This is a genomic window from Rhodococcus sp. Eu-32, assembly GCF_003336925.1.
GTDB classification, from domain to species: Bacteria; Actinomycetota; Actinomycetes; order Mycobacteriales; family Mycobacteriaceae; genus Rhodococcoides; species Rhodococcoides kyotonensis_B.
On sequence record NZ_QGNK01000015.1, the window covers coordinates 1 to 23,683 of the forward strand.

General features: G+C 64.6%; 25 protein-coding genes, 1 tRNA gene and 1 pseudogene. 11 read left to right on the plus strand and 16 right to left on the minus strand.

Annotated elements, in window-relative coordinates:
- Positions 1-208, minus strand: a pseudogene (locus DK926_RS27065) (cytochrome ubiquinol oxidase subunit I); the annotation flags it as partial.
- A gap of 199 nt (positions 209-407) precedes the next feature.
- On the opposite strand from DK926_RS27065, the gene DK926_RS17860 reads away from it, so the two are divergent.
- From DK926_RS17860 to DK926_RS17875, 4 genes are all read left to right on the plus strand, one after another.
- Positions 408-1,499: an ABC transporter substrate-binding protein gene (locus DK926_RS17860; protein ID WP_243636880.1), complete on the plus strand. Its 1,092-nt coding sequence runs from the start codon at positions 408-410 to the stop codon at positions 1,497-1,499.
- 1 nt (position 1,500) lies between these two features.
- The gene (locus DK926_RS17865) at positions 1,501-1,974 is read left to right on the plus strand and encodes an NUDIX domain-containing protein (protein ID WP_114331531.1); all 474 of its coding nucleotides are present in this window, start codon (positions 1,501-1,503) and stop codon (positions 1,972-1,974) included.
- A gap of 199 nt (positions 1,975-2,173) precedes the next feature.
- Positions 2,174-3,091: an SPFH domain-containing protein gene (locus DK926_RS17870; protein ID WP_207890858.1), complete on the plus strand. Its 918-nt coding sequence runs from the start codon at positions 2,174-2,176 to the stop codon at positions 3,089-3,091.
- A gap of 3 nt (positions 3,092-3,094) precedes the next feature.
- Positions 3,095-3,292 (plus strand): hypothetical protein, encoded by a 198-nt coding sequence (locus tag DK926_RS17875; protein ID WP_114331532.1) that lies wholly within the window; start codon positions 3,095-3,097, stop codon positions 3,290-3,292.
- Positions 3,293-3,325: 33 nt separating this feature from the next.
- On the opposite strand, the gene nrdF is transcribed toward DK926_RS17875, so the two are convergent.
- From nrdF to DK926_RS17905, 6 genes are all read right to left on the minus strand, one after another.
- Positions 3,326-4,327, minus strand: coding sequence for a class 1b ribonucleoside-diphosphate reductase subunit beta (gene nrdF / locus DK926_RS17880; protein WP_068421299.1), 1,002 nt, complete (start codon positions 4,325-4,327; stop codon positions 3,326-3,328).
- Positions 4,328-4,378: 51 nt separating this feature from the next.
- Positions 4,379-6,541 carry a class 1b ribonucleoside-diphosphate reductase subunit alpha gene (gene nrdE, locus DK926_RS17885; protein ID WP_068421301.1) on the minus strand — a complete coding sequence of 721 codons (2,163 nt, stop codon included), beginning with the start codon at positions 6,539-6,541 and terminating at the stop codon, positions 4,379-4,381.
- Positions 6,542-6,579: 38 nt separating this feature from the next.
- Positions 6,580-7,044: a class Ib ribonucleoside-diphosphate reductase assembly flavoprotein NrdI gene (nrdI, locus tag DK926_RS17890; protein WP_243636881.1), complete on the minus strand. Its 465-nt coding sequence runs from the start codon at positions 7,042-7,044 to the stop codon at positions 6,580-6,582.
- Positions 7,045-7,067: 23 nt separating this feature from the next.
- On the minus strand, positions 7,068-7,301 hold the full coding sequence (locus DK926_RS17895; protein WP_068421582.1) for a redoxin NrdH: 234 nt from the start codon (positions 7,299-7,301) through the stop codon (positions 7,068-7,070).
- 580 nt (positions 7,302-7,881) lie between these two features.
- Positions 7,882-8,004 (minus strand): type B 50S ribosomal protein L36, encoded by a 123-nt coding sequence (gene ykgO / locus DK926_RS17900; protein WP_068421304.1) that lies wholly within the window; start codon positions 8,002-8,004, stop codon positions 7,882-7,884.
- A 29-nt stretch (positions 8,005-8,033) separates the two neighbouring features.
- On the minus strand, positions 8,034-8,600 hold the full coding sequence (locus DK926_RS17905; protein WP_114331533.1) for an NAD(P)H-dependent oxidoreductase: 567 nt from the start codon (positions 8,598-8,600) through the stop codon (positions 8,034-8,036).
- Between the two features lie 105 nt (positions 8,601-8,705).
- On the opposite strand from DK926_RS17905, the gene DK926_RS17910 reads away from it, so the two are divergent.
- The gene (locus DK926_RS17910) at positions 8,706-9,302 is read left to right on the plus strand and encodes a TetR/AcrR family transcriptional regulator (RefSeq protein ID WP_068421585.1); all 597 of its coding nucleotides are present in this window, start codon (positions 8,706-8,708) and stop codon (positions 9,300-9,302) included.
- 6 nt (positions 9,303-9,308) lie between these two features.
- Here DK926_RS17910 and DK926_RS17915 read toward each other — a convergent pair whose 3' ends face one another.
- Complete coding sequence (locus DK926_RS17915; protein ID WP_243636882.1) at positions 9,309-10,073, minus strand: fructosamine kinase family protein; 765 nt, start codon at positions 10,071-10,073, stop codon at positions 9,309-9,311.
- Between the two features lie 36 nt (positions 10,074-10,109).
- Here DK926_RS17915 and nadE point away from each other — a divergent pair, with 36 nt between their 5' ends.
- Positions 10,110-10,955: an ammonia-dependent NAD(+) synthetase gene (gene nadE, locus DK926_RS17920; RefSeq protein ID WP_068421313.1), complete on the plus strand. Its 846-nt coding sequence runs from the start codon at positions 10,110-10,112 to the stop codon at positions 10,953-10,955.
- Positions 10,956-10,974: 19 nt separating this feature from the next.
- Here nadE and DK926_RS17925 read toward each other — a convergent pair whose 3' ends face one another.
- Both DK926_RS17925 and moaA read right to left on the minus strand, forming a co-directional pair.
- Positions 10,975-11,217, minus strand: coding sequence for a MoaD/ThiS family protein (locus DK926_RS17925; protein WP_114331534.1), 243 nt, complete (start codon positions 11,215-11,217; stop codon positions 10,975-10,977).
- Positions 11,210-12,280: a GTP 3',8-cyclase MoaA gene (gene moaA / locus DK926_RS17930; protein ID WP_114331602.1), complete on the minus strand. Its 1,071-nt coding sequence runs from the start codon at positions 12,278-12,280 to the stop codon at positions 11,210-11,212. The genes DK926_RS17925 and moaA overlap by 8 nt, the downstream gene beginning before the upstream one ends.
- A 207-nt stretch (positions 12,281-12,487) precedes the next feature.
- Here moaA and glp point away from each other — a divergent pair, with 207 nt between their 5' ends.
- From glp to DK926_RS17945, 3 genes are read left to right on the plus strand one after another with little or no spacing between them, the layout of a single operon-like run.
- Positions 12,488-13,672 (plus strand): gephyrin-like molybdotransferase Glp, encoded by a 1,185-nt coding sequence (gene glp, locus DK926_RS17935; protein WP_243636883.1) that lies wholly within the window; start codon positions 12,488-12,490, stop codon positions 13,670-13,672.
- Complete coding sequence (gene moaCB / locus DK926_RS17940; protein WP_114331536.1) at positions 13,669-14,658, plus strand: bifunctional molybdenum cofactor biosynthesis protein MoaC/MoaB; 990 nt, start codon at positions 13,669-13,671, stop codon at positions 14,656-14,658. Before glp ends, moaCB begins: the two co-directional genes overlap by 4 nt.
- Complete coding sequence (locus DK926_RS17945) at positions 14,655-15,068, plus strand: molybdenum cofactor biosynthesis protein MoaE (protein WP_114331537.1); 414 nt, start codon at positions 14,655-14,657, stop codon at positions 15,066-15,068. Before moaCB ends, DK926_RS17945 begins: the two co-directional genes overlap by 4 nt.
- A gap of 1 nt (position 15,069) precedes the next feature.
- On the opposite strand, the gene DK926_RS17950 is transcribed toward DK926_RS17945, so the two are convergent.
- Both DK926_RS17950 and DK926_RS17955 read right to left on the minus strand, forming a co-directional pair.
- Positions 15,070-16,113, minus strand: a complete 1,044-nt coding sequence (locus tag DK926_RS17950) for a GTP-binding protein (protein WP_114331538.1) — start codon at positions 16,111-16,113, stop codon at positions 15,070-15,072.
- Between the two features lie 11 nt (positions 16,114-16,124).
- Positions 16,125-17,174, minus strand: coding sequence for an N-acetylmuramoyl-L-alanine amidase (locus DK926_RS17955; protein WP_114331539.1), 1,050 nt, complete (start codon positions 17,172-17,174; stop codon positions 16,125-16,127).
- A gap of 242 nt (positions 17,175-17,416) precedes the next feature.
- Between DK926_RS17955 and DK926_RS17960 the strand changes: the two genes are divergently transcribed.
- The gene (locus DK926_RS17960; protein ID WP_114331540.1) at positions 17,417-19,117 is read left to right on the plus strand and encodes an FAD-dependent oxidoreductase; all 1,701 of its coding nucleotides are present in this window, start codon (positions 17,417-17,419) and stop codon (positions 19,115-19,117) included.
- A gap of 159 nt (positions 19,118-19,276) precedes the next feature.
- Positions 19,277-19,624 carry an Lsr2 family protein gene (locus tag DK926_RS17965; protein ID WP_114331541.1) on the plus strand — a complete coding sequence of 116 codons (348 nt, stop codon included), beginning with the start codon at positions 19,277-19,279 and terminating at the stop codon, positions 19,622-19,624.
- A gap of 147 nt (positions 19,625-19,771) precedes the next feature.
- Here the strand turns inward: DK926_RS17965 and DK926_RS17970 are convergent.
- The 4 genes from DK926_RS17970 to pgm form a co-directional block, all read right to left on the minus strand.
- A tRNA-Ala gene (locus DK926_RS17970) sits at positions 19,772-19,844 on the minus strand.
- A gap of 95 nt (positions 19,845-19,939) precedes the next feature.
- The gene (locus DK926_RS17975; protein ID WP_068421337.1) at positions 19,940-20,692 is read right to left on the minus strand and encodes a thioredoxin domain-containing protein; all 753 of its coding nucleotides are present in this window, start codon (positions 20,690-20,692) and stop codon (positions 19,940-19,942) included.
- Positions 20,693-20,730: 38 nt separating this feature from the next.
- Complete coding sequence (locus DK926_RS17980) at positions 20,731-21,960, minus strand: MFS transporter (RefSeq protein WP_114331542.1); 1,230 nt, start codon at positions 21,958-21,960, stop codon at positions 20,731-20,733.
- Positions 21,957-23,597, minus strand: coding sequence for a phosphoglucomutase (alpha-D-glucose-1,6-bisphosphate-dependent) (pgm, locus tag DK926_RS17985; RefSeq protein WP_114331543.1), 1,641 nt, complete (start codon positions 23,595-23,597; stop codon positions 21,957-21,959). The genes DK926_RS17980 and pgm overlap by 4 nt, the downstream gene beginning before the upstream one ends.
- Positions 23,598-23,683: the final 86 nt, after the last annotated feature.

Here is a 23,683-nt window from a genome sequence, read left to right on the forward strand (position 1 = left end):
GCACAGCCAACTCGGCGCGCATCAACAACGCCATCAACCCGCCGACCAAGAAGAACGCGATCGACGTCGCGATGTACATGATCCCCAACACCTTGGGATCAGTCGTCGTCACCGCCTTGTGAATGAAAGAACCCTTCGGTCCCATCCGCGGCGGAAACGGCCGTGCCGCTTCCACAGCGGGAGTCGGCCTAGGCGCTAGGGCAGTCACTGATCCTCCTGAAGATGCGTCCCGTCGGCGAGCATGCGAGGGCACGTCCGGGTGTCTTGCGCTACGTCGAATCGTAGACCTTGACTCGGCGCCTCGCCTCACCGGTCCTACCGAGTGTCGTACTCGAACGTCGCACCTGCCCGGAAGCGCGGCCGGATAGGGTGTGACGGCATCCGACTCCCGTTAGGAATTTCACGAGTTGTCCAGACAGTCGTTTCGGTCAGTCCCTGCTTCACTTCCGGCTCATCGCATCACCGCACTCGCGCTCGCGGTCGGTGTTGCACTGACCGTCACGGCATGCTCAGGCACCTCCGAGTCCGCGGACAATGCGTCGACCATCGTGCGTAGTACGACCAACATCGCGGGGGCAGGCGTCGTCGGAAACAATCGTCCGACGACCGGGCTGTGCCCCGCGACCGCGCCGCTCGACCCGACGGGCATCGAAGGTTCGGTGCGACCTGTCGGCCACAGCGAAGGAATCAGCGAGATCCCGGCGGACCCCATGCGCATCGTCGTGTTGGACGCGGCCGCACTGGACGCCACCTGCGCGCTGGGAGTGTGGGAACGCGTCGTCGGCGCGTCGACGCTGGATCCTGACTTCCGCGGTGACGGAGACCAGGAGTTGTATCTCGGTACCGGAATTGCCGAGATCCCCGGCGTCGGAACGGTCGGCTCACCGGATCTGGATGCCATCGCCGGGCTGAACCCCGATCTGATCATCGGCGCCGACTCGCTGGGCACCGAGACCTACCGATCCTTGAGCGGGATCGCGCCGACGGTCTTCACCTCGTCGGATTCCGGGTGGAAGGGCACGTTTCTGCAGTCCGCAGCCGCGCTCGGACGTGGACAGACCGGTTTCGACGAGCTGGCGCGCTTCACCGCCGACGCCGAACAGGTCGGGCGCGATGTGAACGCCACCCAGACCCAAGCATCGGTCGTCCGATTCCTGCCCGACTCGATCGTCACCGACGGCCCGGCGTCGTTCGCGTCCGAGGTGCTCGCCGAGGTCGGCGTCGGCCGGCCGCCGTCGCAGCAGGACGCCGAGAACACGGTGCCCGCCGACGATCTGTCCGCAGTCGAGGGCGACATCGTCTACGCCCGATTCGACGGAGACGACGGCGAGTCGTTCGGCACCGACGTGATGGACGGGGACGACTGGAAGGACCTCGGCGCCGCGAAGGACGGTCGAGTGTTCGTCGTCGACGACACCGTCTGGTCGAGCAGCGGCGTCGTCGCGGCTCGCGCGATGCTTGCGGATGTGACGAACTCGTTGAACGCGTACGTTTCCTGACATGCCGATCCCCGAGTTCGTCCTCGCCCTGCGCAGTCGGATCGGTACGTCGCCTCTGTGGCTGTCGGGGGTCAGCGCGGTGGTCCTCGACGCCGACGGGCGAATCCTGCTGACGCGTCGCCGCGACAACGGGCTCTGGGCCATCGTGTCCGGCATCCTCGAACCCGGTGAAGAACCCGGGCCCGCCGCGCTGCGCGAGATCGCCGAGGAGACGGGCCTGGGCGCCGAACTCGTCCGACTCACAAGCGTCGACGTCACCGAGAAGATCACCTACCCGAACGGCGACGTCGCCCAATACCTGGACCTGACCTTCCTCGCCCGCCACACCGACGGCGAAGCCCGCGTCGCCGACGACGAGAACCTTGCGGTCGACTGGTTCGACGTCGACGCATTGCCCGACGACCTGACCGACACCTCGCGGCTGCGAATCTCCAAAGCGCTCAGCGGGTCTGCGGAAACCTGGTTTCGGCGCTAGCCCCCACCCAGCCCGGACCGAGGGCGTCCCCTGCTCACTCGGAGTGACCGAAGGCGCCCCTCGCTGGCATCCCGCGCCCACCCCGCCCGGACCGAGGGCGTCCCTTGCTCACTCAGAGTGACCGAACGTGACATTCGGTCGGTACGTGCGGCGGAAATGTGATATCACTTTAGTATCACTACGACGCAGGGAGACCGAGATGTCCACACCCACGACCGTCGCCGAGAAGCCGACGGGCACCCCCACGACGACGATTGCCGAACGCCCCGGTTGGGATCTGCCCGGTTGGTGGATGCTCGGGGCCGGCACCCTTCTCTTCCTCGGAAGCATCGGCGTGTTCGTTCCTGCAATCCTGTCCGAATCGATCCCGGGGGTCATCGGCAGCGTCGTGATCTTTCTGGTGGCGCTGACGGCACTGATGGGTCTCACCCTGGTGCAGCCGAATCAGGCTCGGGTGCTGCAACTTCTGGGCAGTTCGTACAGCGGAACGCTCCGCACGCCCGGGCTGCGATGGACGAACCCGTTGACCATCCGTAGAGCGATCTCCACCCGTATCCGCAATCACGAGACGGGTCAGTCGAAGGTCAACGATGCCGACGGCAACCCGATCGAGATATCGGCGATCGTCGTCTGGCAGGTCGCGGACACCGCATTGGCATCGTTCCAGGTCGACGACTACGAAGAATTCGTGGCCGTGCAGACCGAATCGGCGGTGCGGCACATCGCCGGCAGCTACCCGTACGACGCCGAAGGTCGAATGTCATTGCGCGAGAACGCAGACGAGATCACGGCGGCGATGTCCGAGGAGGTGCACGCCCGGGTCAGGTCAGCAGGCGTCGAGGTCGTCGAGACGCGTATCAACCGTCTCGCCTATGCACCGGAAATCGCCCAGGCGATGTTGCGACGTCAGCAGGCCGGCGCCGTCATCGCAGCCCGTCAGCAGATCGTCGAGGGCGCCGTCGGAATGGTCGACATGGCGCTGTCACGACTGGAGGAGAAGCACGTCGTCGAACTCGACGAGGAGCGAAAGGCCACGATGGTGTCGAACCTGCTCGTCGTCCTCTGCAGCGACCGGGATACTCAGCCCGTGGTGAATACCGGATCGCTCTACCAGTGACCCATGGCAGTCGAACGTAAGAAGCTGTTGCTGCGGCTGGACCCGGCGGTGCACGACGCACTGGCCCGCTGGGCCGCCGACGACCTCCGCAGCACCAACGCGCAGATCGAGTTCCTGCTTCGTCGAGCGCTCACCGATCAGGGCCGAATGCCCAAGGACGCCGGGAAGATTCGCAAACAAGGACGACCTCCGGGCTCGTAGGAGCCCGGGGGTCGTCCCGGTTCGACCAAGGGTCTAGAAGTCCCAGTCTTCGTCTTCGGTGTTCACGGCCTTGCCGATGACGTACGACGAGCCGGATCCGGAGAAGAAGTCGTGGTTCTCGTCGGCATTCGGCGACAGCGCCGACAGAATCGCCGGGTTGACGTCGGTCTCGTCCTTCGGGAACAGACCCTCGTAGCCCAGGTTCATGAGCGCCTTGTTGGCGTTGTACCGCAGGAACTTCTTGACGTCCTCGGTGAGACCGATCTCGTCGTAGAGGTCCTGGGTGTACTCGACCTCGTTGTCGTACAGCTCGAACAGCAGCTCGAACGTATACGCCTTCAGGTCCTCACGCTCTGCCTCGGTGAGCTTCTCGAGTCCGCGCTGGTACTTGTATCCGATGTAGTACCCGTGCACTGCCTCGTCACGGATGATCAGACGGATCAGGTCTGCCGTGTTGGTCAGCTTTGCGCGCGACGACCAGTACATCGGCAGGTAGAAGCCCGAGTAGAACAGGAACGACTCGAGCAGCGTGGACGCGACCTTGCGCTTCAGTGGGTCGTCGCCCTTGTAGTAGTCGAGAACGATCTCTGCCTTGCGCTGCAGGTTCGAGTTCTCCTCGGACCAGCGGAAGGCGTCGTCGATGTCGCGCGTGGAGCACAGCGTCGAGAAGATCGAGCTGTAGCTCTTGGCGTGCACCGACTCCATGAACGCGATGTTCGTGTAGACGGCTTCTTCGTGCGGGGTGACGGCGTCGGGAATGAGGCTGACGGCGCCGACCGTGCCCTGGATGGTGTCCAGCAACGTCAGGCCGGTGAACACCCGCATCGTCAACTGCTTCTCGGTAGCGGTCAGCGTCTGCCACGACGGGATGTCGTTCGAGACCGGGACCTTCTCGGGAAGCCAGAAGTTGCTGGTCAGCCGCTCCCAGACTTCCGCGTCCTTGTCGTCCGGGACGCGGTTCCAGTTGATCGCGGAGACGCGGTCGATGAGCTTGATCTTCGCCCCGTCCGCAGGCGAATGCGGTGCTGCTGTCATGAAATGTCCTTGCGTCGGTTCGACTCAGTCTAGATCAGTGAGCGCTGCTCACTACAGCATGCAGCTGACGCAACCCTCCACCTCGGTGCCCTCGAGGGCCATCTGACGCAGACGGATGTAGTACAGCGTCTTGATCCCCTTGCGCCACGCGTAGATCTGCGCTTTGTTGATGTCGCGGGTCGTCGCGGTGTCCTTGAAGAACAGCGTCAACGACAGTCCCTGATCGACGTGCTGCGTCGCCGCGGCGTACGTGTCGATGATCTTCTCGTAGCCGATCTCGTACGCATCCTGGTAGTAGTCCAGGTTGTCGTTGGTCAGGTACGGCGCCGGGTAGTAGACGCGACCGATCTTGCCTTCCTTGCGGATCTCGATCTTCGACGCCACGGGGTGAATCGACGACGTCGAGTTGTTGATGTACGAGATCGAACCCGTCGGCGGGACAGCCTGCAGGTTCTGGTTGTAGATGCCGTACTCCTGCACCGACTTCTTCAGCGCGGTCCAGTCGTCCTGCGTCGGGATGTGTACCTCGGCGTCGGCGAACAGCTTGGCGACGCGCGCCGTGCTCGGCTCCCACACCTGATCGGTGTACTTGTCGAAGAATTCACCCGACGCGTACTTGGACTGCGGGAAGCCCTTGAAGTACGACCCTCGATCCTTGGCGAGCTGATTCGACGCCTGGATCGCGTGGAACAGCACCGTGTAGAAGTAGATGTTCGTGAAATCGATGCCTTCGGTCGAGCCGTAGTAGATGCGCTCTCGAGCGAGGTATCCGTGCAGGTTCATCTGGCCGAGACCGATGGCGTGAGAGTCGTTGTTGCCCTGCTCGATCGACGGCACCGAGTAGATGTGCGTCTGATCGGAGACGGCCGTCAATCCGCGGATCGCGACGGCGATCGTCTTGCCGAAGTCGGGCGAATCCATCGTCTTCGCGATGTTCAGCGAGCCGAGGTTGCACGAAATGTCCTTGCCGACATGGCTGTACGACAAATCGTCGTTGAACAGCGACGGCGTCGAGACCTGCAGGATCTCCGAGCACAGGTTCGAGTGCGTGATCTTGCCCTCGATCGGGTTCGCCCGGTTCACGGTGTCCTCGAACATGATGTACGGGTAGCCGGATTCGAACTGCAGCTCGGCGAGCGTCTGGAAGAATTCGCGTGCCTTGATCTTGGTCTTGCGAATTCGCCTGTCGTCGACCATCTCGTAGTACTTCTCGGTGACGTTGATGTCGGCGAACGGGACGCCGTAGATTCGCTCGACGTCGTACGGCGAGAACAGGTACATCTCTTCGTTCTTCTTCGCCAGTTCGAACGTGATGTCCGGGATGACGATTCCGAGCGACAGCGTCTTGATACGGATCTTCTCGTCGGCGTTCTCACGCTTGGTGTCGAGGAACTTGTAGACGTCGGGGTGATGGGCGTGCAGGTACACCGCACCCGCTCCCTGACGCGCACCGAGCTGGTTGGCGTACGAGAACGAGTCCTCGAGCAGCTTCATGATCGGGATGACGCCGGAGCTCTGGTTCTCGATGCGCTTGATCGGCGCGCCGGCCTCCCGAATGTTGCTCAGCAGCAACGCAACTCCGCCTCCGCGCTTGGACAGCTGCAGAGCCGAGTTGATCGAACGACCGATGGACTCCATGTTGTCCTCGATGCGCAGCAGGAAGCACGACACGGGTTCTCCGCGTTGCTTCTTTCCCGAGTTCAGGAACGTCGGCGTGGCCGGCTGGAACCGACCGGCGATGATCTCGTCGACGAGATCGGTTGCGAGAGCTTCGTCGCCGGCGGCAAGCGTCAGCGCGACCATGCACACGCGATCCTCGAAACGCTCGAGGTAGCGCTTACCGTCGAACGTCTTCAGCGTGTACGACGTGTAGTACTTGAACGCACCCAGGAACGTCGGGAACCGGAACTTCTTCGAGTACGCGTGGTTGATGAGGAACTTCACGAACTCGCGCGAGTACTGGTCGAGCACCTCGGGCTCGTAGTAGTTCTCCTCGACGAGGTAGTCGAGCTTCTCGTCGAGGTCGTGGAAGAACACCGTGTTCTGGTTGACGTGCTGCAGGAAGTACTGGTTGGCCGCTTCGCGGTCCTTGTCGAACTGAATCTCGCCGTTGGGTCCGTACAAATTCAGCATCGCGTTCAGCGCGTGATAGTCCAGGTCGCTCGCCGACCGATCGGCCTTGACGGGTGCTGCCTCTGTGATGGTCGGTGCCACGGCGATCGCTCCAGTTCCTCGTGTATTCCGGTGTGTGACTAGTGAATTTGTTCTGCGCGGCGGGACTCGCGTTCCCAGAAGTCCTCGAGCCCATCGCGTACTCGGTGAACATCCTCGGGCGTGCCCATCAGCTCGAATCGGTAGAGATACGGAACTGCGCACTTCTGTGAAATGACGTCGCCTGCAAAGCAGAACGAGTCACCGAAGTTGGTGTTGCCCGCTGCGATGACCGCTCTGATCAGAGATCGGTTGTGCTTCTGGTTGAGAAACTTGATGACCTGCTTGGGAACGTAATTGGTGTCACGTCCCAGGTACGTCATTCCCCCGCCATAGGTGGGCACGATCAGCACGTACGGCTGATCCACCACGAAGTTCTCAGGATGATGCAGGGGAATCCGACTGGCCGGAAGACCGAGCTTGACGACGAATCGGTGCGTGTTCTCGGACGCACTCGAGAAGTACACGATCGGATGCGTCGACCGGGGAGTGAGAGCGGAAGTCACACCTGCTCATCTCCATTTTCTGTTCAAGCAACGCTCGCGCTGAGCGCCTTGATGCGGTCGGGGCGGAAGCCCGACCAGTGCTCGTCACCGGCGACTACGACGGGAGCCTGCAGGTAGCCCAGCGCCATGACGTAGTCACGGGCCTCGGGGTCCTGCGAGATGTCGACGACGGTGTACTCGATGCCCTCTTTGTCGAGGGCGCGGTAGGTGGCATTGCACTGAACGCAGGCGGGCTTGGTGTAGACGGTGATGCTCATGAGGGGTCCCTTCTCCCTGGCCGAAATCGCGGTGAGTGTCCGAGATGTCGATATGCGCTGCGTGTTCTGTCGAGCGTTCGAGCCGACGCGTTCGTCTTCGAACTCGTCGACTTGCCCAGACCCGTGAACGTTCACAATTTCCGCGATCTCGGCAGGAGTTCCACTCGCTGCACAAGCCCATCGCCCGGTGGGATCAGCGGCTTGTCGCGTTGTGGCCTCTCGACGGTTCAAACACTACACCTAGTGGCCGACATATACCTACAACACGAGATGTTGCGAACAACATTGATGAAATTCCTGGTCATAGCCCTACGCATCTCGGAACATCGTGGTCACGTCGGCGTGTCGCAGATCACAGGCTCGCGGTGACGTCGAACACAGAAGACGACGACTGCCGCCCGCCGTCGGCACGCAAGCCGACACGCCACACACAAAGGGTGAAAACTGCCTTCTCTCCGTCCGCACCGTCTCACTGGAGTGCCCCGAGCTCACCCGGCCCGAAACGTGCGAGACCCCCGAACTTCGCGAGTTCGGGGGTCCGGCAGAGGAAGCCCATTCAGCGCTGACGCGCTTCCACGTCTCAGCGCTGACGCGCTTTGAAGCGAGGCTCCTTCTTGTTGATGACGAACACCTTGCCGTGACGTCGCACGACCTGCGCGCCCGGCTTGTCTTTCAGCGATTTCAGCGAGTTGCGTACCTTCATGCGACAACCCTACCTGAAAACGATTGTCGTTATGCGTTGACCAGTTCGTTCGACGCCTTGACGAGCTCGGTGACGACCGTGGAGATCTGACCGGCCACCTCGGCGTTCTCCCGCGGGTGTCCCGTACCGAACTTGTCGATGGTGCCGCCGATGGTGAGTTCGACGTCCTCGAGCACCTTGCCGCCTGCGATGCCGACAGCCTTGCGGGCGTCGTCGTGCGCCCACTTCGCGCCGTTGCCACTGGGGGACGCGCTGATGACGGCAACAGGCTTGCCGACGACGGCGCCCGCGCCGTACGGGCGCGACAGCCAGTCGATGGCGTTCTTCAGAACGGCAGGAATCGTGCCGTTGTACTCGGGCGTCACCAACAGGAATGCAGTGGACTTCTCGGCGGCGGCGCGCAGCTCGAGAGCAGCGGCGGGAACTTTGCCGTCGACGTCGATGTCCTCGTTGTAGAACGGAACCTCGGCCAGGCCGGAGTAGACGACCACCTCGGCGCCCTCGGGGGCCAGCGATGCCGCGGTCTCGGCGATCTGCTTGTTGACGGAGTCGGCGCGGAGGCTTCCGACGAGTGCGAGTACCTGAGCGTTGCTCATGACGATCTTCCTTCGATGTATGGGTGAAAGCCGGTGTTCGATCAATTCCTACCACTCAACCGGACCGCGGTCCACTTTCATTCCCAACCGGGTAGACTGTCCGTTGTGACCGACTTCATGCTCCCCATCGCAGGCGAGGAGACCGAGCGCTGCGACGCGGCCCGCAACCGACGCCTTCTGCTGGATGCAGCTGCAGAGATGGTCGCGACCGTCGGCGCCGACGCGGTGACCATGGACGGCCTCGCCGCCAAGGCCGGTGTGGGCAAGGGCACAGTCTTCCGGCGGTTCGGAAGCCGATCGGGCCTGATGCAGGCGCTCCTGGACCACACCGAGAAGGATCTGCAGGCCGCGTTTCTGTTCGGCCCTCCCCCACTCGGCCCCGGGGCCGATCCCATCGATCGCCTCGTGGCCTTCGGCCGCGCTCGCCTGGATTTCGTCCATGTTCAGGGCGAGGTGATGCGAGCGGCGGAGAATTCCCCGGGACTGCGCTATTCCGCGCCTGCCCACATGGTCAACTACACCCACGTGCTGAATCTGTTGCGCGCGGCGGGCGTCGACGGCGATCTCGAACTTCTCGCGTACGCATTGTTGACCCCGCTCGAGGCGACTCTCGTACTCCACCAGTTCCGCGACCTCGGAATGTCCATGGAACGCCTTGCCGACGGTTGGGAAGCATTGGTGCGGAGGGCTACTCGCAACTGACGTGGTTCAGGAGAGTCGTGCGACGGCGTCGGCAGCCCGTCGTAGAGCAACTCCGTAGGAGGGTCCGTGGCCGGCGGCATGCACGGCGAGTGGATGCAGCTGATGCAGTGGTACGCGCTGTTCCCAACCGTCCCGCAGCGGGTGCACCGACCGATATCCGTCGACGATGTCGTCCAGCAACGGCGCACCGAACAACGCGAGCATCGCGAGATCGGTCTCGCGGTGGCCGCCGTGCGCGGCCGGGTCGATCATGACGACACCCGACGCGGTCCACACGACGTTTCCCGTCCACAGGTCGCCGTGGATGCGCGCGGGCGGGTCGGCGTCGTCGAACACCCCGTCGGCCACCGGACCGCACGCGCGCTCGACGTCGGCCGCGTCCGAGGTGGAGATGTTGCCCGCGTCGACCGCGGTTCGGAGGAACGGAAGAACGCGTTCGGCGATGTAGAACGCACCCCACGAGGGATGTTCGACGCTGGACATCGGCCGCGCGCCGATGAACATCTGACCCGTGAAACCCTCCGGCGGACAACCGAACTGACGCGCGCCTGCATCGTGTGCGCCGGCAAGCTCGGCTCCGAACCTGCGGGCGGCGTCGCCGGTGGGCGACGTCGGAATCAGCCGTTCCAGTTCGATGTGAGTTCGATCGACGTCCAGGACGTCCACCACGGTTGCTCCCCCGTCGCGAAGCCACTGCAAGCCAGCGGCTTCCGCAGCGAAGAAATCCGGGTGTGCACTGCGATCGGTCTTCGTATACGTATCGGCAGACATCGCGCACCAGCCTACCGACCGCCTTAGGATGGCCCGATGGCCCTTCTCCGTTCCGAGCTGCGTACGCGTATCCAACGCGAATTGGCAGTCCAGTCCACCATCGATCCCGCCACCGAGATCACCCGACGCGTCGACTTCCTCAAGGCGTACCTCCGGTCGACGCCCGCTAAGGGCTTCGTTCTCGGGATCAGCGGCGGCCAGGACAGCACCCTCACGGGCAAGCTGTGTCAGCGAGCCGCAGCAGAGCTGCGCAACGAGGGGGCAGAGGCCGAGTTCCTCGCCGTCCGACTGCCGTACGGGGTACAAGCCGACGAAGCCGACGCCGAGGTCTCGCTGAAGTTCATCGACCCCGACCGCACGGTCACGGTCAACATCAAGGACGCTGCCGACGCGTCGGCGGTGGCCGCGGCACGGGCGTTGGGCACCGAGGCGACACGAGACTTCGTGCGCGGCAACATCAAGGCCCGCGAGCGCATGGTGGCGCAGTACGCGCTGGCCGGGGAGCTCGGTTACGTCGTCGTCGGTACCGACCATGCAGCCGAAGCGATCACCGGATTCTTCACCAAGTTCGGCGACGGCGGCGTCGACATCACTCCGTTGACGGGGCTGTCCAAGCGTCAGGGCGCGGCACTGCTGCGCGAACTCGGAGCGCCCGAGAGTACGTGGAAGAAAGTACCGACTGCCGATTTGGAGGACGACCGCCCGGCCCTGCCCGACGAGGAAGCCCTCGGCGTCACGTACACCCAGATCGACGACTACCTCGAAGGCAAGGAGGTCGACGACGACGTCGCCGAGAAGCTCGAGCGAATGTTCTTGAACACCAGGCACAAACGAGCCGTACCGGTCACACCCTTCGACGACTGGTGGACCACCGAGAACTGATCCGTTCGGACCGTGCTCTCTAGCCCCCCGCGAACGGCGGCAGGACGTCCACCCTGTCGCCGAACGTGGCGGTCTCCTCGCGCGTGAGGTAGTCACCGACCAGAAACGCCGAGACGCGCAGCACATCCGTCATGACGTCGCCGTGCCGGTGTGCCACAGCTGCCTTCAGCTCGGCGATCGTGCTGCCCGGCCGCAGATCGAACGTCTCTTTCGCACATCCCGCCTTGTCGGCTGCTCCTGCGAAGTACCGAACCTCAACCACCGATCGCTCCCATGCTTCTGGCCGGCGGCACGAAATCGTCCGCATCGATTCCATGGCCTGCCCACTTGTTCCACATCGCACCGCGCCACAGATCTGCGATGTCCTCGTCCGACGCTCCCCCGCGCAGCGCCGCACGCAGGTCGGTTTCGGAATCGCTGAACAGGCATGACCGGACAGTGCCTTCCGCGGTGAGACGCGTGCGGTCGCACTCCGAGCAGAACGAGCGGGTGACCGACGCGATGATTCCGACGGTGTCGGAAGTGCCGTCGACAGCCCACTCCTCGGCAGGCGCCGACGGATCCTCACGGCCCACCTCCCGCAGGTCGAATCGGGCCGACAGAACGTCGAGCAATCGAGCCGCGTCGAGCATGCGCGAACGTGCCCACTCATGATCGGCGTCGAGCGGCATCTGCTCGATGAAACGGAGCCGGACTCCCTCGTTCAGACACCATTCGAGCAAATCGGCTGCACCGTGCAATGTTTCGGGCATGAGCACCGCGTTCACCTTGACCGGCGTCAGGCCCGCCCGCTTCGCGGCGCGGATTCCCGCGAGAACCGACGGAAGCCGATCGCGTCGAGTCAGCTCGGCGAAATGTGCTCGGTCGATCGAATCGAGCGACACGTTGACGCGGTGCAATCCGGCGGCGGCAAGGCGCTCGGCACGGTGTTCGAGGCCGACCGCATTGGTGGTCATCGCAAGCGGAACGCCGGGTGCACGAGCGGAGGTCTGCGCGAGAATGTCCGCGAGATCGGCGCGCATCAACGGCTCGCCGCCGGTGAACCGCACTTCCTCGACGCCGAGGCGGGCGACGGCGATACCGACCAGACGCGCGATCTCCTCGGCCGAGAGCAAGTCGGGCGCCGGGATCGGTGGCAGGCCTTCCTCCGGCATGCAATACGTGCAGCGCAGCGAGCATTTCTCCGTGATGGACACGCGAAGATCGCGAGCCACACGCCCGAAACGGTCCAACAAACCAGGGACGTTCGGTCGATCGTCGGTAGTCGGAACCGCGGTGTTCTTCACCGGAGGGATGCCGAGCCCGACGACGCTGCTGACGGTCATGCACACCTTCTTTCCACGCAGACGTGGTCGTCGAAACTTCCTCCAGTATGCCGTTCCCTTCGGAGCCTCGACGATCACTCCCCTAACGGGGTCGTTCCTGCAGGCTCCACTCCCGGCACCATAGGGTCGTTCCTGCAGGCTCCACTCCCGGCCTAGGATCGGTCACATGACGAAATGTGTTGCTCCGACTGCCAGGACGTGTCCGGCGTGAGCGCGGCCTCGGTCGAGGACCACGCAGCCCACGTCCGCGAACTGTTGCAACCGATCACGAATCGGACCGCCGAATCGGTCACCGTCGCCGACGCGGTCGGCCGCGTCGCGCACACCGACGTCGCGTCGCCGGTGGATCTGCCACTGTTCGAGAACTCTCAGATGGACGGGTACGCCGTACGTGCTGCCGACATCGTCTCGGTGCCCGCGGTTCTGCGCGTCGTCGGCGCCGTCGCGGCGGGCGGTGCGCACGATCGCACTCTCGAACCCGGTACCGCGCTGAAGATCATGACGGGCGCTCCCGTTCCCGACGGCGCCGACGCGATCGTGCCCGTCGAGAACACGACGAGTGACGGCGACGACGTCACCATCGACGTGTCACGTGAGGCCGGCGAGTACATCCGTCAGCAGGGCAGCGACGTCCGCCGAGGAATGGTGCTGGTGCGCGCGGGACAACTGCTCGCGCCCCGGCACGTCGCCGTCCTCGCCGCCGTCGGACTGTCGCACGTCGACGTGGTCTCGCGGCCGCGCGTCGCGGTGATCACCACCGGAGCCGAACTCGTCGACGCAGGCAGCGACCTGCAGCCCGGACAGATCTACGACTCCAACGGAATCACGCTCGCAGCGCACCTTCGCGCGAACGGTGCCGACGTCGTCGCGGTCCTGCGCAGTTCCGACGAGCCCGAGGTGTTCCGAGGTGTTCTGGCGAGCGCCGTTACCGCAGCCGATCTCGTCATCACGTCCGGCGGCGTCTCGAAGGGCGATTTCGAGGTCGTCAAGGACGTACTCGAGCCCATGGGCGGCACGTTCGGATCCGTACGCATGCAACCCGGCGGACCACAGGGCACAGCCCTCGTCGACGGTGTGCCGGTGCTGAACTTCCCGGGTAATCCGGTCAGCACCGTCGTCTCGTTCGTGGTGTTCGCGCGCGACATCGTCCGTGAGGCGGCCGGGCTGTCGCCACGTCCGAAACACACCGTGCCACTGAAGAATTCGATCGACTCGGTCCCGGGAAAGAGACAGTTCCTCCGCGGCAGCGTGCAAGACGGTCATGTCTCGCTCGTCGCAGGACCGGGCTCACACCTCGTCGCCGCGATGGCATGGGCGGACGTGCTCGTCGACGTCCCCGCCGACGTCACTGCCCTCGATGCGGGCACCGAGGTATCGGTGGTGGCACTGTGAGCGGCTTCTCTCACCTCGACTCCGAGGGCCGGGCACGCATGGTCGACGTCTCGTCGAAGTCCGACACCACCCGAATCGCCGTCGCCGCAGGAGAATTGGCGACGACCGCAGAAGTCGTCGCTCTCGTACGCGCCGACGGTATGCCCAAGGCCGACGTGCTCGCCACCGCGCGCATCGCCGGGATCTCGGGCGCGAAGAAGACCTCCGAGCTCATTCCGCTGTGCCACCAGCTGGCGTTGTCGTCCGTCGATGTCCGGTTCGGGTTCACCGACACCACCATCACCGTCGAGGCCACCGCCAAGACGAAGGGGGCGACCGGTGTGGAGATGGAGGCACTGACCGCTGTCGCGGTCGCCGGGCTCACGCTGCACGACATGGTGAAAGCCGTCGACCCCGCCGCGACGATGAACGGCGTCCGACTACTGACGAAGGAAGGCGGCAAACGCGGCCGTTGGTCGCGCGACGACGCCGCAGTCGCGACGTCGGAACCGGCAGGGCCGCGGTCGGCCGTCGTTCTGGTCGCATCGACCGGCGGCGCGCATGGAACCCGCGAGGACACGACCGGCCCGGCGATCGCACGATGGCTGTCCGAGCGCGACTTCACCGTGCGCGGACCGTTGGTCTATGCCGACGCCGACATCGCAGCCGGCCTCGACGACGCCTTGTCGACGCGGCCCTCGCTGATCGTCAGCACCGGGGGTACCGGAGTCTCGCCCACGGACGCGACACCCGAGGCCACCGCGGCCGTTCTCGACCGCGAGCTTCCCGGCGTTGCCGACGCCATTCGGTCGAAGGGCACCCACGTCACCCCGCACGCGAATCTCAGCCGAGGGCTCGCAGGCCTGGCCGGGTCGACCGTCGTCGTCAACCTCCCGGGATCCCCGGGTGGCGTGAAAGACGGTCTCGCAGTACTGGATCCGATCGTCGACCACCTGCTGGCTCAGGTAGCGGGCGGCGGTCTCCACGACGACACAGAAGGACAGTGAAGTTCATGCTCGCCAGGATCTCGTCCGAACCGCTCGACGCCGCGGCCGTCGAAGCCGCCGTGACCGGCCCGGAACACGGAGCCGTCGTAGTCTTCTCCGGGGTGGTGCGTGACCACGATGGCGGACAATCGGTCTCGGCACTCGAGTACCAGGCGCATCCCGACGCGGAGAAATTCCTCGAACAGTGCTGCGCGGCAGTCGCATCGGAATCCGGGCTACCCGTGGCCGCGGTACATCGAGTCGGCGATCTCGTCGTCGGCGACATCGCGCTCGTGGCCGCGGTTGCGTCCGCGCATCGCGCCGAGGCCTTCGCCACCTGTGCGACGCTCGTCGAGCGCATCAAATCCGAGGTACCGATCTGGAAGCGTCAGCAGTTCGCCGCGGGCACGTCCGAATGGGTCGGCTTGTAGGTCAGTTCTGCGACGTGTATCGATGCACCGGCAGCATCGCCGACGCATCGGTCGCGTCGCCGGGCCTGCGGACGCAATCGAGGAAACGCACCTCGGCGTACTCGGCGTCGATGTCGGTGCCGATCAGCACGATCCGCGTTGCCTCGACCTCACCCGGATCCCATCGCGCCGAATCCAGTCGGATATGTCGTCCGACCGTGTTCAGCACGTACTTGCCGCGGTACCCGTCGACATCGAAGTGCACGAAACCCTTGCTCCGATAAACGTCACCCGACGGATTCTCCAGTAGCTCGACGAACCGACGAGGATCCATCGGCTCGTCGCTGAACAGCGTCGTGGTCGAATAGCCGGCGTGGAGATGCGACGAGTGGTCGTCCTCCTCGTACAGAAGCTCGTCGAACGACAGCTGGCGAGCCGCGGTGCGGTCGACGGTCCGTTCGGGAACGTCGAACAACAGTTGCGCATCGACGCGTCCGTGTGCGGTCTCGAGGATCGGCACCTCCCCGACGATGTCGCGCACCACGTCTCGCACGACCGCACGCTCTGCGCTGTCCAGGCGGTCGATCTTGTTGAGCACTATTAGATCTGCGAGTTGGAGATGGTGGTCGATCTCGGGGTGCGACCGACGAGTGCCGGCGAACTCGACTCCGTCGACGACACCGACCAGGCCACCGTAGACGATGCGACGGTTCTCGCTGGCCAGGACGAGGCGGATCAAGTTTCTCGGCTCCGCGAGACCACTGGCCTCGACGACGATGACGTCGATGTTCGACGCGCTGCTCGCCAAGGCGTCGAACATCGTGTCCATCTCCGCCGCGTCGACGGCGCAGCACAGACATCCGTTGCCGAGGGACACCATCGAGTCGACCTGACCCGCGACCATCATGGAATCGATGTTGATCGACCCGAAGTCGTTGACCACCACGCCGATTCGGATCCCGCGGTTGTTGCGCAGCAGGTGATTGAGCAGCGTCGTCTTCCCCGAACCGAGAAAGCCCGAAACGAGAACGACGGGGATCTGACGGTCTTCTCGCGCGCGTGCCACGCACGAAGACGCTACTCGGGTGCCAGTATCTGCTGGAGCAGGCCCTGAGCGAAGGTGGAGACGGCACCGACGTTGTCCTCGGTGACGAGGTCGGTCAGCCCGTCGACGCCGGCGGAATCGATGTAGGGCGCGATCCCGGCGAGCACTCGCGACAGCGCGCTCTCGCCGACGGTGGCACCCGCGGACGGAGACGCGGTCGTCGACGGAGACACCGACGCTGCCGGGCTCTTCGCGACGACGTCGGGGGTCTCGGACTCCAGCGAGGACTCGGCGGATCCGGCGTCGGGACCGAGCAGATAATCGATGACGCCCGTCGACAGTGCGATCGCGTGCTTCAGCTGCCCCTCCGAGCTTTCGAGCACCGACGCGTCGTCCGGGTCGGAGCCGTTACCCATTTCGACGAACACCAGCGGAACGCTCGTCAGGGCGGGTCCCGCGACGTCGGAGCGCTCCTGGATGCCGTCGACCGCTCCGGCGTAGTTTGCGGGCGAGAAACCGGCCCTGGTGTACGCGTCGCGCATCGCGTTCGACGCCGCGCGACCACCCGCGGACTGCGCGGCGTTCGCCGCCGCGTCGGGAATCGGCAGCGTCGGAACGATGAGGTGGAATCCGCGCTTGCCCGGATCGGATCCGGTGGACGTGGAGTCGGCGTGGATGCTGACGGCGACGTCGGCTCCGGACGCGCTGGCCGCTCTCGCTCGGTCGTCGACGCATCCGCCCCATCCGGAATCGTCGTCACGCGACAGAACGACGGTCGCTCCGAGGCTTTCGAGGCTCGACTGCACCAGCTTCGCCACGTTCCAGTTGATGGTGTGCTCGGCGACGCCGTTCACCGTCGTCATACCGGTCGTCTGGCAATCCTTCGTACCGCCGCGGCCGTCGTCGACCTGCTTGCCGAGATTCTCGCTGTGGCTAGTTCCCTGGTGCCCGGGGTCGAGGAACACAGTCTTGCCTGTCAATTCGGTGCCGGTGGCGGGTTCGGCAGCGGCAACGCCCGGTGCCAGAAGCGCAGCGGCGACCACGCCCGCGGACCACACGCCGAGCAGCGCAGTTCTCTTCATCGCGATGTGGACCCATCGACCGTCGCCGATGAGCCGCTCCCCTTCCGGATTCGAACCTCGACAGCCACTGCGGCGAACATGGGCAACAGCAGGCACTTGCGCACCAAGTGAAACAGACGTGCGGAAGCCACACCAGCTCGCCGAGTTTCGATGACCGATCGTGAGCATGCCGTGACCGAACTGTTGCCGAGGTTCCTTCGATCTCGACACGGGCGGAGTGACCCGAGCGGTAGAACGACTACATGACGTTCGTGATCCTCCAGCAGTGCTGCAACGACGCGTCGTGCACCGATGTCTGTCCCGTCGACTGCATTCATCCGACTCCCGACGAACCGGAATTCATGACGTCGGACATGCTGCACATCGAACCCGACGTCTGCATCGACTGCGGCGCGTGCGTCGACGAATGCCCGGTCGACGCGATTCGGGCCGATCACGAACTCGACGCCACCCAGGGTCGGTATCTCGATCTGAATGCCGACTGGTTCGAGCTGCACCCGTCGGGAGCCCGTGTCTACGACGAACCACGGAACTGGGCGGGAGTGGATTTCTCCGGCCGACGCGTCGCCGTCGTCGGTACCGGGCCTGCCGCGTTCTATGCGGCGACGGAATTGGCCGGCATTCGCGGCATCGAAGTCGAGATGTACGACCGACTTCTGACGCCGTACGGCCTCGTACGTTCGGGCGTCGCTCCCGATCATCCGGGCACGAAGGCCGTGACGGACCTCTTCCGCAGCGTTGCGGGCCGGAAATCCGTGCGGGTACACCTCGGCGTGGAGATCGGTTCCGATCTCACCCATGACGACCTGATCGCCCACCACGACGCCGTTCTGTACGCGACCGGAGCCGCCGACGACCGCACCCTCGGGATTGCGGGCGAAGAACTGCCGGGCAGCCATTCGGCCCGCGAGTTCGTCGCCTGGTACAACGGCCATCCCGAGTACGCAGATCGCACCTACGATCTGAGTTCGCCCCGTGCCGTGGTGGTCGGCAACGGCAATGTCGCCCTCGACGTCGCCCGAATCCTGTTGGCGCCCATCTCGGAACTGGAGAAGACCGACATCGCCGATCACGCACTGGAGGCGTTGCGTTCGAGTGCCGTTCGCGAGGTCGTCGTCGTCGGACGACGAGGTCCCTCGCATGCCGCGTACACCGGGCCCGAGTTGCTCGAGATCATGGCATCGCCGTGGATCGACCTCCACACGCCCGAGAACGACGTCACCACGGACGAGGCGACGAGGACTGCGATCGACGCCGGTTCCGCAGAAGCGACGACGGTGATGAAAGTGGCTCTGGCACAGGAGATAGCTGCTCGCCCGACTTCGGACCCGGTCGACGAGGCGAAGAAACGGCTGATTCTTCGGTTCGGGTTGTCTCCCGCCGAGATCCTCGGGGACGAATCCGTCTCCGCCATCCGGTTCGTGCGTGCGACGTCGACCGTGCACGACGACGGAACGGTCACGACCGAACCGACCGGCGAGGAGGAAACGATCGACACCGGTCTCGTGCTTCGCTCGGTGGGATATCGAGGCCGCGCTGTCGAATCGGTACCTTTCGACCACACCCGAGGAATCATTCCGAATCGAGACGGGCGTGTGATCGACGACGACGGATCGACGGTCCCGGGCGTCTACGTCACCGGGTGGATCAAAAGAGGACCGTCGGGTGTCATCGGGACCAACAGAAAGTGTGCCGCGGATACCGTCGCCGCCATTCTCGAAGACATTGCCGCGGAATCCATTCCGCGCGCCCCGCACGGACGCGTCGAACTCGATGCGATGCTCGCCGAGAAATGCCCTGACGCGCTGGATTTCTCGGACTGGTCGCGAATCGACGAAGCGGAAAGAAACGCGGGCGCAGAGCACGGCCGCCCACGCATCAAGTACGTGGGAGTCGATGACTTACGTTCTGCCGTTGTGCGCGACCGTACCGATCGTTACTGATTCGCAATTGTTCCGTTCCGCGATCTTGCTATTTCGGATCGCGCGTCGGAAAGAAAAACGTTCTGACGGAGACCGTGCATGGATTATTCGGGATCGCAGTCGTATAGTCGTTTCGTTCGCACCGACGCACCCCGAAAACATCATTGGAGAACTTCGGAAATGGCCAAGAAAGTCTATGTTCAACTCGTCGACGATATCGATGACAAGCCCATCGAGTCGGGCGGCGAACACATTGTATTCTCCGTCAACGGCGTCGACTACGAAATCGACCTGAGCGACAAGAACGCGAAAGAATTTCACCGCAAACTGAACTACTACATCGATCACTCGGCGCGGGTCGGTGGAAAACGAACCAAGAAGTCGGTCGGGACGGCGACTGCGGGCGGTAAACGCGACGCCAATCAGACCAAGGCAATTCGAGAATGGGCGAAAGCGAACGGCTACGCGATCTCGGCGCGAGGCCGAATTCCAGCCGACGTCGAGAACGCTTTCGACGCAGCGCACTGACGTAGCCACCCGACTCGGGTCGGACTCGGAGGCGTCGACGACAGGGGTGCGGGATCGCCGACGTCTCTGCAGTTCGAGACGAGCGTGAAGACCAGAAAAGGGAGTCACCTCGCGGTGACTCCCTTTTCGGTGAAGCTTGTGTTCGAGTGGAGCTAAGGGGACTCGAACCCCTGACCCCCACACTGCCAGTGTGGTGCGCTACCAGCTGCGCCATAGCCCCGTACTTCGCTCCCGCACCGCAGTGCGTTTGCTTGAACGAAGTTACACCATGCCGACTTGGAGCTACAAATCAGCTGGTCGGAGCCGCGGTCGCCGTCAGCCGATCGACTCGACCCAGCCGGAGTCCCGGAGCGCGTCGACGAGCGAACCGTCGACGAGTACGCCCGGGGTCCCCGCAGCCCCGGTTGCCGCCAGAGCTTCACGGGCACCGTCGGCGTCGGCTGCCGCTTGCTCGGTCATCGCGCCCGACGTGATGCACTCGGCCGTGACATCCGACGCGCCGCTGCGACGCGCGAGATCGGCGAGCTCGGAATCGGACCGGTCCGAGTCCGCGTTCTCCTCGGGCTGGAAATCCGCCGCGAAAAGCCCTGAATGGAACGCCGAATAGACAACCGCGTTCTCCGAGGCGGCAACGCACTGCGACGCGGCCGCTGCGCGGCTCGAATAGTTGCCGCTCGCCGACACCGCGTCGAGGCCCGGCAGAACGACCATGTGATAGCGGACGGCGACGGCGCCCTCGTCGATCTTCTGCGCGAGTTCCTGACCGTGCTTGATCTCGAGCTGGCCGCAGAACGGGCACATCGGGTCCTCGAAGAGATCGACCGTCGTGGCTGCGCCCGGCCGTGCGAGCTGAACGACCCCGCCGTCCTGCACCGTCAGCGCCACGTCGGCGTTCTTGACGGAACCGTATCCGTCGTTGCGTGGTTCGTCTCCGCCGCGCTGCCACAGGATTGCGACGACGACAACGATCACCACGACGACGAGCGCGACGCCCGCCAGAATGTAGGTGGACGTGCTGGAGGTGGGTTGCGGCGTGTGCTTGACGCTGGACGGTCTCTTCTGACTCACAGTCCGAATAGTACGGATCTACGTGCGTCGACGACTCGTCACGACGCGCGTTCGGCCGGTTTCGATCGATCCAGGGTGTCGGGAACGCACATCCACCACACCGCAGCGACGAACAGAATCACGCCGGACATGACGAAAGCCGCTCCGTACGAATAATGTTCGACGACGGCGCCTGCAATCACCGGACCGAGAATCGCGCCGACGTCCGCCACCATCTGGAAGGTCGACAGCACGGGACCACCGCGCGCCTTCGAACCGATGATGTCGGCGACCGACGCCTGCTGCGGCGGCGTCATCGCTCCGGATCCGACGCCCGCCACGAACGATGCGATCATGAACGGGACGATGTGGTCGGTCAGACCGATGGCCGCGGTGCCTGCCGCCGAGACGACGAGACCGAGTACGACGAACGGCTTCCGTCCGCGTACGTCCGACAGACGACCCGACCCGATCAGGACGAGCGCGTTGCCGACCGCGAACACCGCGAGCGCGATCGCAGCCACGGCAGCGGACCGGTCCAGTATTTCGATGACGAACAACGGAATCAGCGCGACACGTACGCCGAAGACCGCCCACCCCGTAGCGAAGTTCGACGAGAGCGCCGCTCGGTACGCGGGCACCTTCAACGCAGCCCGCAGAGACATCACCGGCACGGACGAGTCGTGTTCGTCTTGTCGTCCGGCGTCCTTTCCGAGACTGAAGAAGACGACCGCCGCGGCGACGACGAGAGCGACGGCGTAGACGACGAACGGCACGCGCAGACCGAAGTCGACGAGAGCGCCGCCGACCAGCGGCCCCCCGATCGACCCCATCAGGAAGCTCGTCGCGTACATGCCCGAGACCCGGCCACGGCTCTGCGGCGGACTCATACGAATCAGCAGGCCGAGCGCCGACACCGAGAACATCGTCGAACCGATACCGCCCAGGCCACGGAAGATCAAGAGCTGCCAGTAGGTTTGAGCGACCGCGCACGCACCCGTGGACGCGGCGACGATGAGCAGGCCCGTCAGGTAGACGGGCCGCTCGCCGAGTTTCTGCACGAGTGCTCCACTCGCGGGCGCGAACACCAATCGCATCGCGGCGAACGTGCTGATGACCGCCGACGCCGCGACGACGCCGACGCCGAACTCGGTAGCGAACTGCGGCAACGCAGGCGAGACGATGCCGAATCCCAGCGCGATGACGAAGCTCGCCGAGACGAGGACCCAGATCTCGGAGGGAAGTCGATCCGTGCGTTCCGAAGAGCTCGAAGGGTTCGAACTCGTCACGATTCCTTCAGAGCCTGCGACACGAGTTCTTTCGCGGCGGACTGAACTTCGGACAGGTGCTTCTCACCGTGGAAGGACTCTGCGTAGATCTTGTACACGTCCTCGGTCCCCGACGGTCGCGCCGCGAACCACGCATTCTCCGTCGTCACCTTCAATCCGCCGATCGCCGCTCCGTTGCCGGGCGCTGCGGTCAGGGTGGCTGTGATCTTCTCGCCGGCGAGACTGGTCGCGGTGACCTGGTCGGGAGACAGCGCGGCCAGAACTGCTTTCTGCTCGCGAGTGGCGGGCGCGTCGACGCGCGCGTACGCCGGATTGCCGTACTGCGCGGTGAAATCGCCGTAGCGCTGCGACGGGGTCTTGCCGGTGACCGCGGTGATCTCCGACGCCAGCAGCGCGAGGATGATTCCGTCCTTGTCGGTGGTCCAGACACTGCCGTCGGTGCGCAGGAACGACGCTCCGGCGCTTTCCTCGCCACCGAAACCGAGATCACCGGTCACGAGCCCGGACACGAACCACTTGAAGCCGACCGGGACCTCGATCAACGACCGGCCGAGCCCCTGGACGACGCGATCGATCATGGACGACGACACCAGCGTCTTGCCGACCTTCGTCGCGGGCGACCAGCCCGGCCGGTGGGTGAACAGGTAGTCGATGGCAACGGCCAGGTAGTGGTTGGGGTTCATCAGACCACCGTCGGGTGTGACGATCCCGTGACGGTCGGAGTCGGCGTCGTTACCCGTCGCGATGTCGTAGCTGTCGCGCGCCGCGATCAGCGACGCCATCGCGTTCGGCGACGAGCAATCCATGCGAATCTTGCCGTCGGTGTCGAGCGTCATGAACCGGAAGGTGGCGTCGACGAGCGGATTGACCACGGTGAGGTCGAGGTTGTGACGTTCGGCGATCGCGGTCCAGTAGTCGACGCTGGCACCGCCCAACGGATCGGCCCCGATGCGCACGCCCGCAGCCCGAATGGCGTCGAGATCGACGACGCCCGGCAGATCGTCGACGTAGCTGCCGAGGTAGTCGTACTCGCCCACCGTCGTACGCAGCGCCGTGGCGAGCGATACTCGCTTCACTCCGGCCAGATCCTTCTTCAGCAGTGCGTTCGCACGTTCCGCGATGACCTTGGTCGCGTCGCTGTCGGCCGGACCGCCGTGCGGAGGGTTGTACTTGAACCCACCGTCGCGCGGCGGGTTGTGCGATGGAGTGACGACGATGCCGTCGGCCTGGGCCGACGGCCCGGATGCGTTGTGTCGCAGGATCGCATGACTGACCGCGGGCGTCGGAGTGTATCCCTGCCCGGAGTCGACGAGAACCGAGACGTCGTTGGCGGCAAGCACTTCCAAGGCCGTCGTCCATGCAGGTTCGGACAGCGCGTGGGTGTCACGGCCGATGAACAACGGGCCGGTGATGCCCTGCGATGCCCGGTACTCGACTATCGCCTGTGTCGTCGCGAGAATGTGTGCCTCGTTGAATGCGCCGTCCAGGCTGGAACCGCGGTGTCCCGAGGTACCGAAGACGACCTGTTGACCCGGATCGGACACGTCGGGCGTGCGCGAGTAGTACGCCGTCACCAGGTGCGGAAGGTCGACGAGATCCTCCGGTAGGGCCACGGTTCCTGCTCTGTCGTGCGCCACGATGCGCCTCCCTCTGCCTTGCTCGATTCGCCTGCGGTCAACACTAGTTGCCCGCACCGACTTTCTCGTGGGTGGCGTCCCGAGAG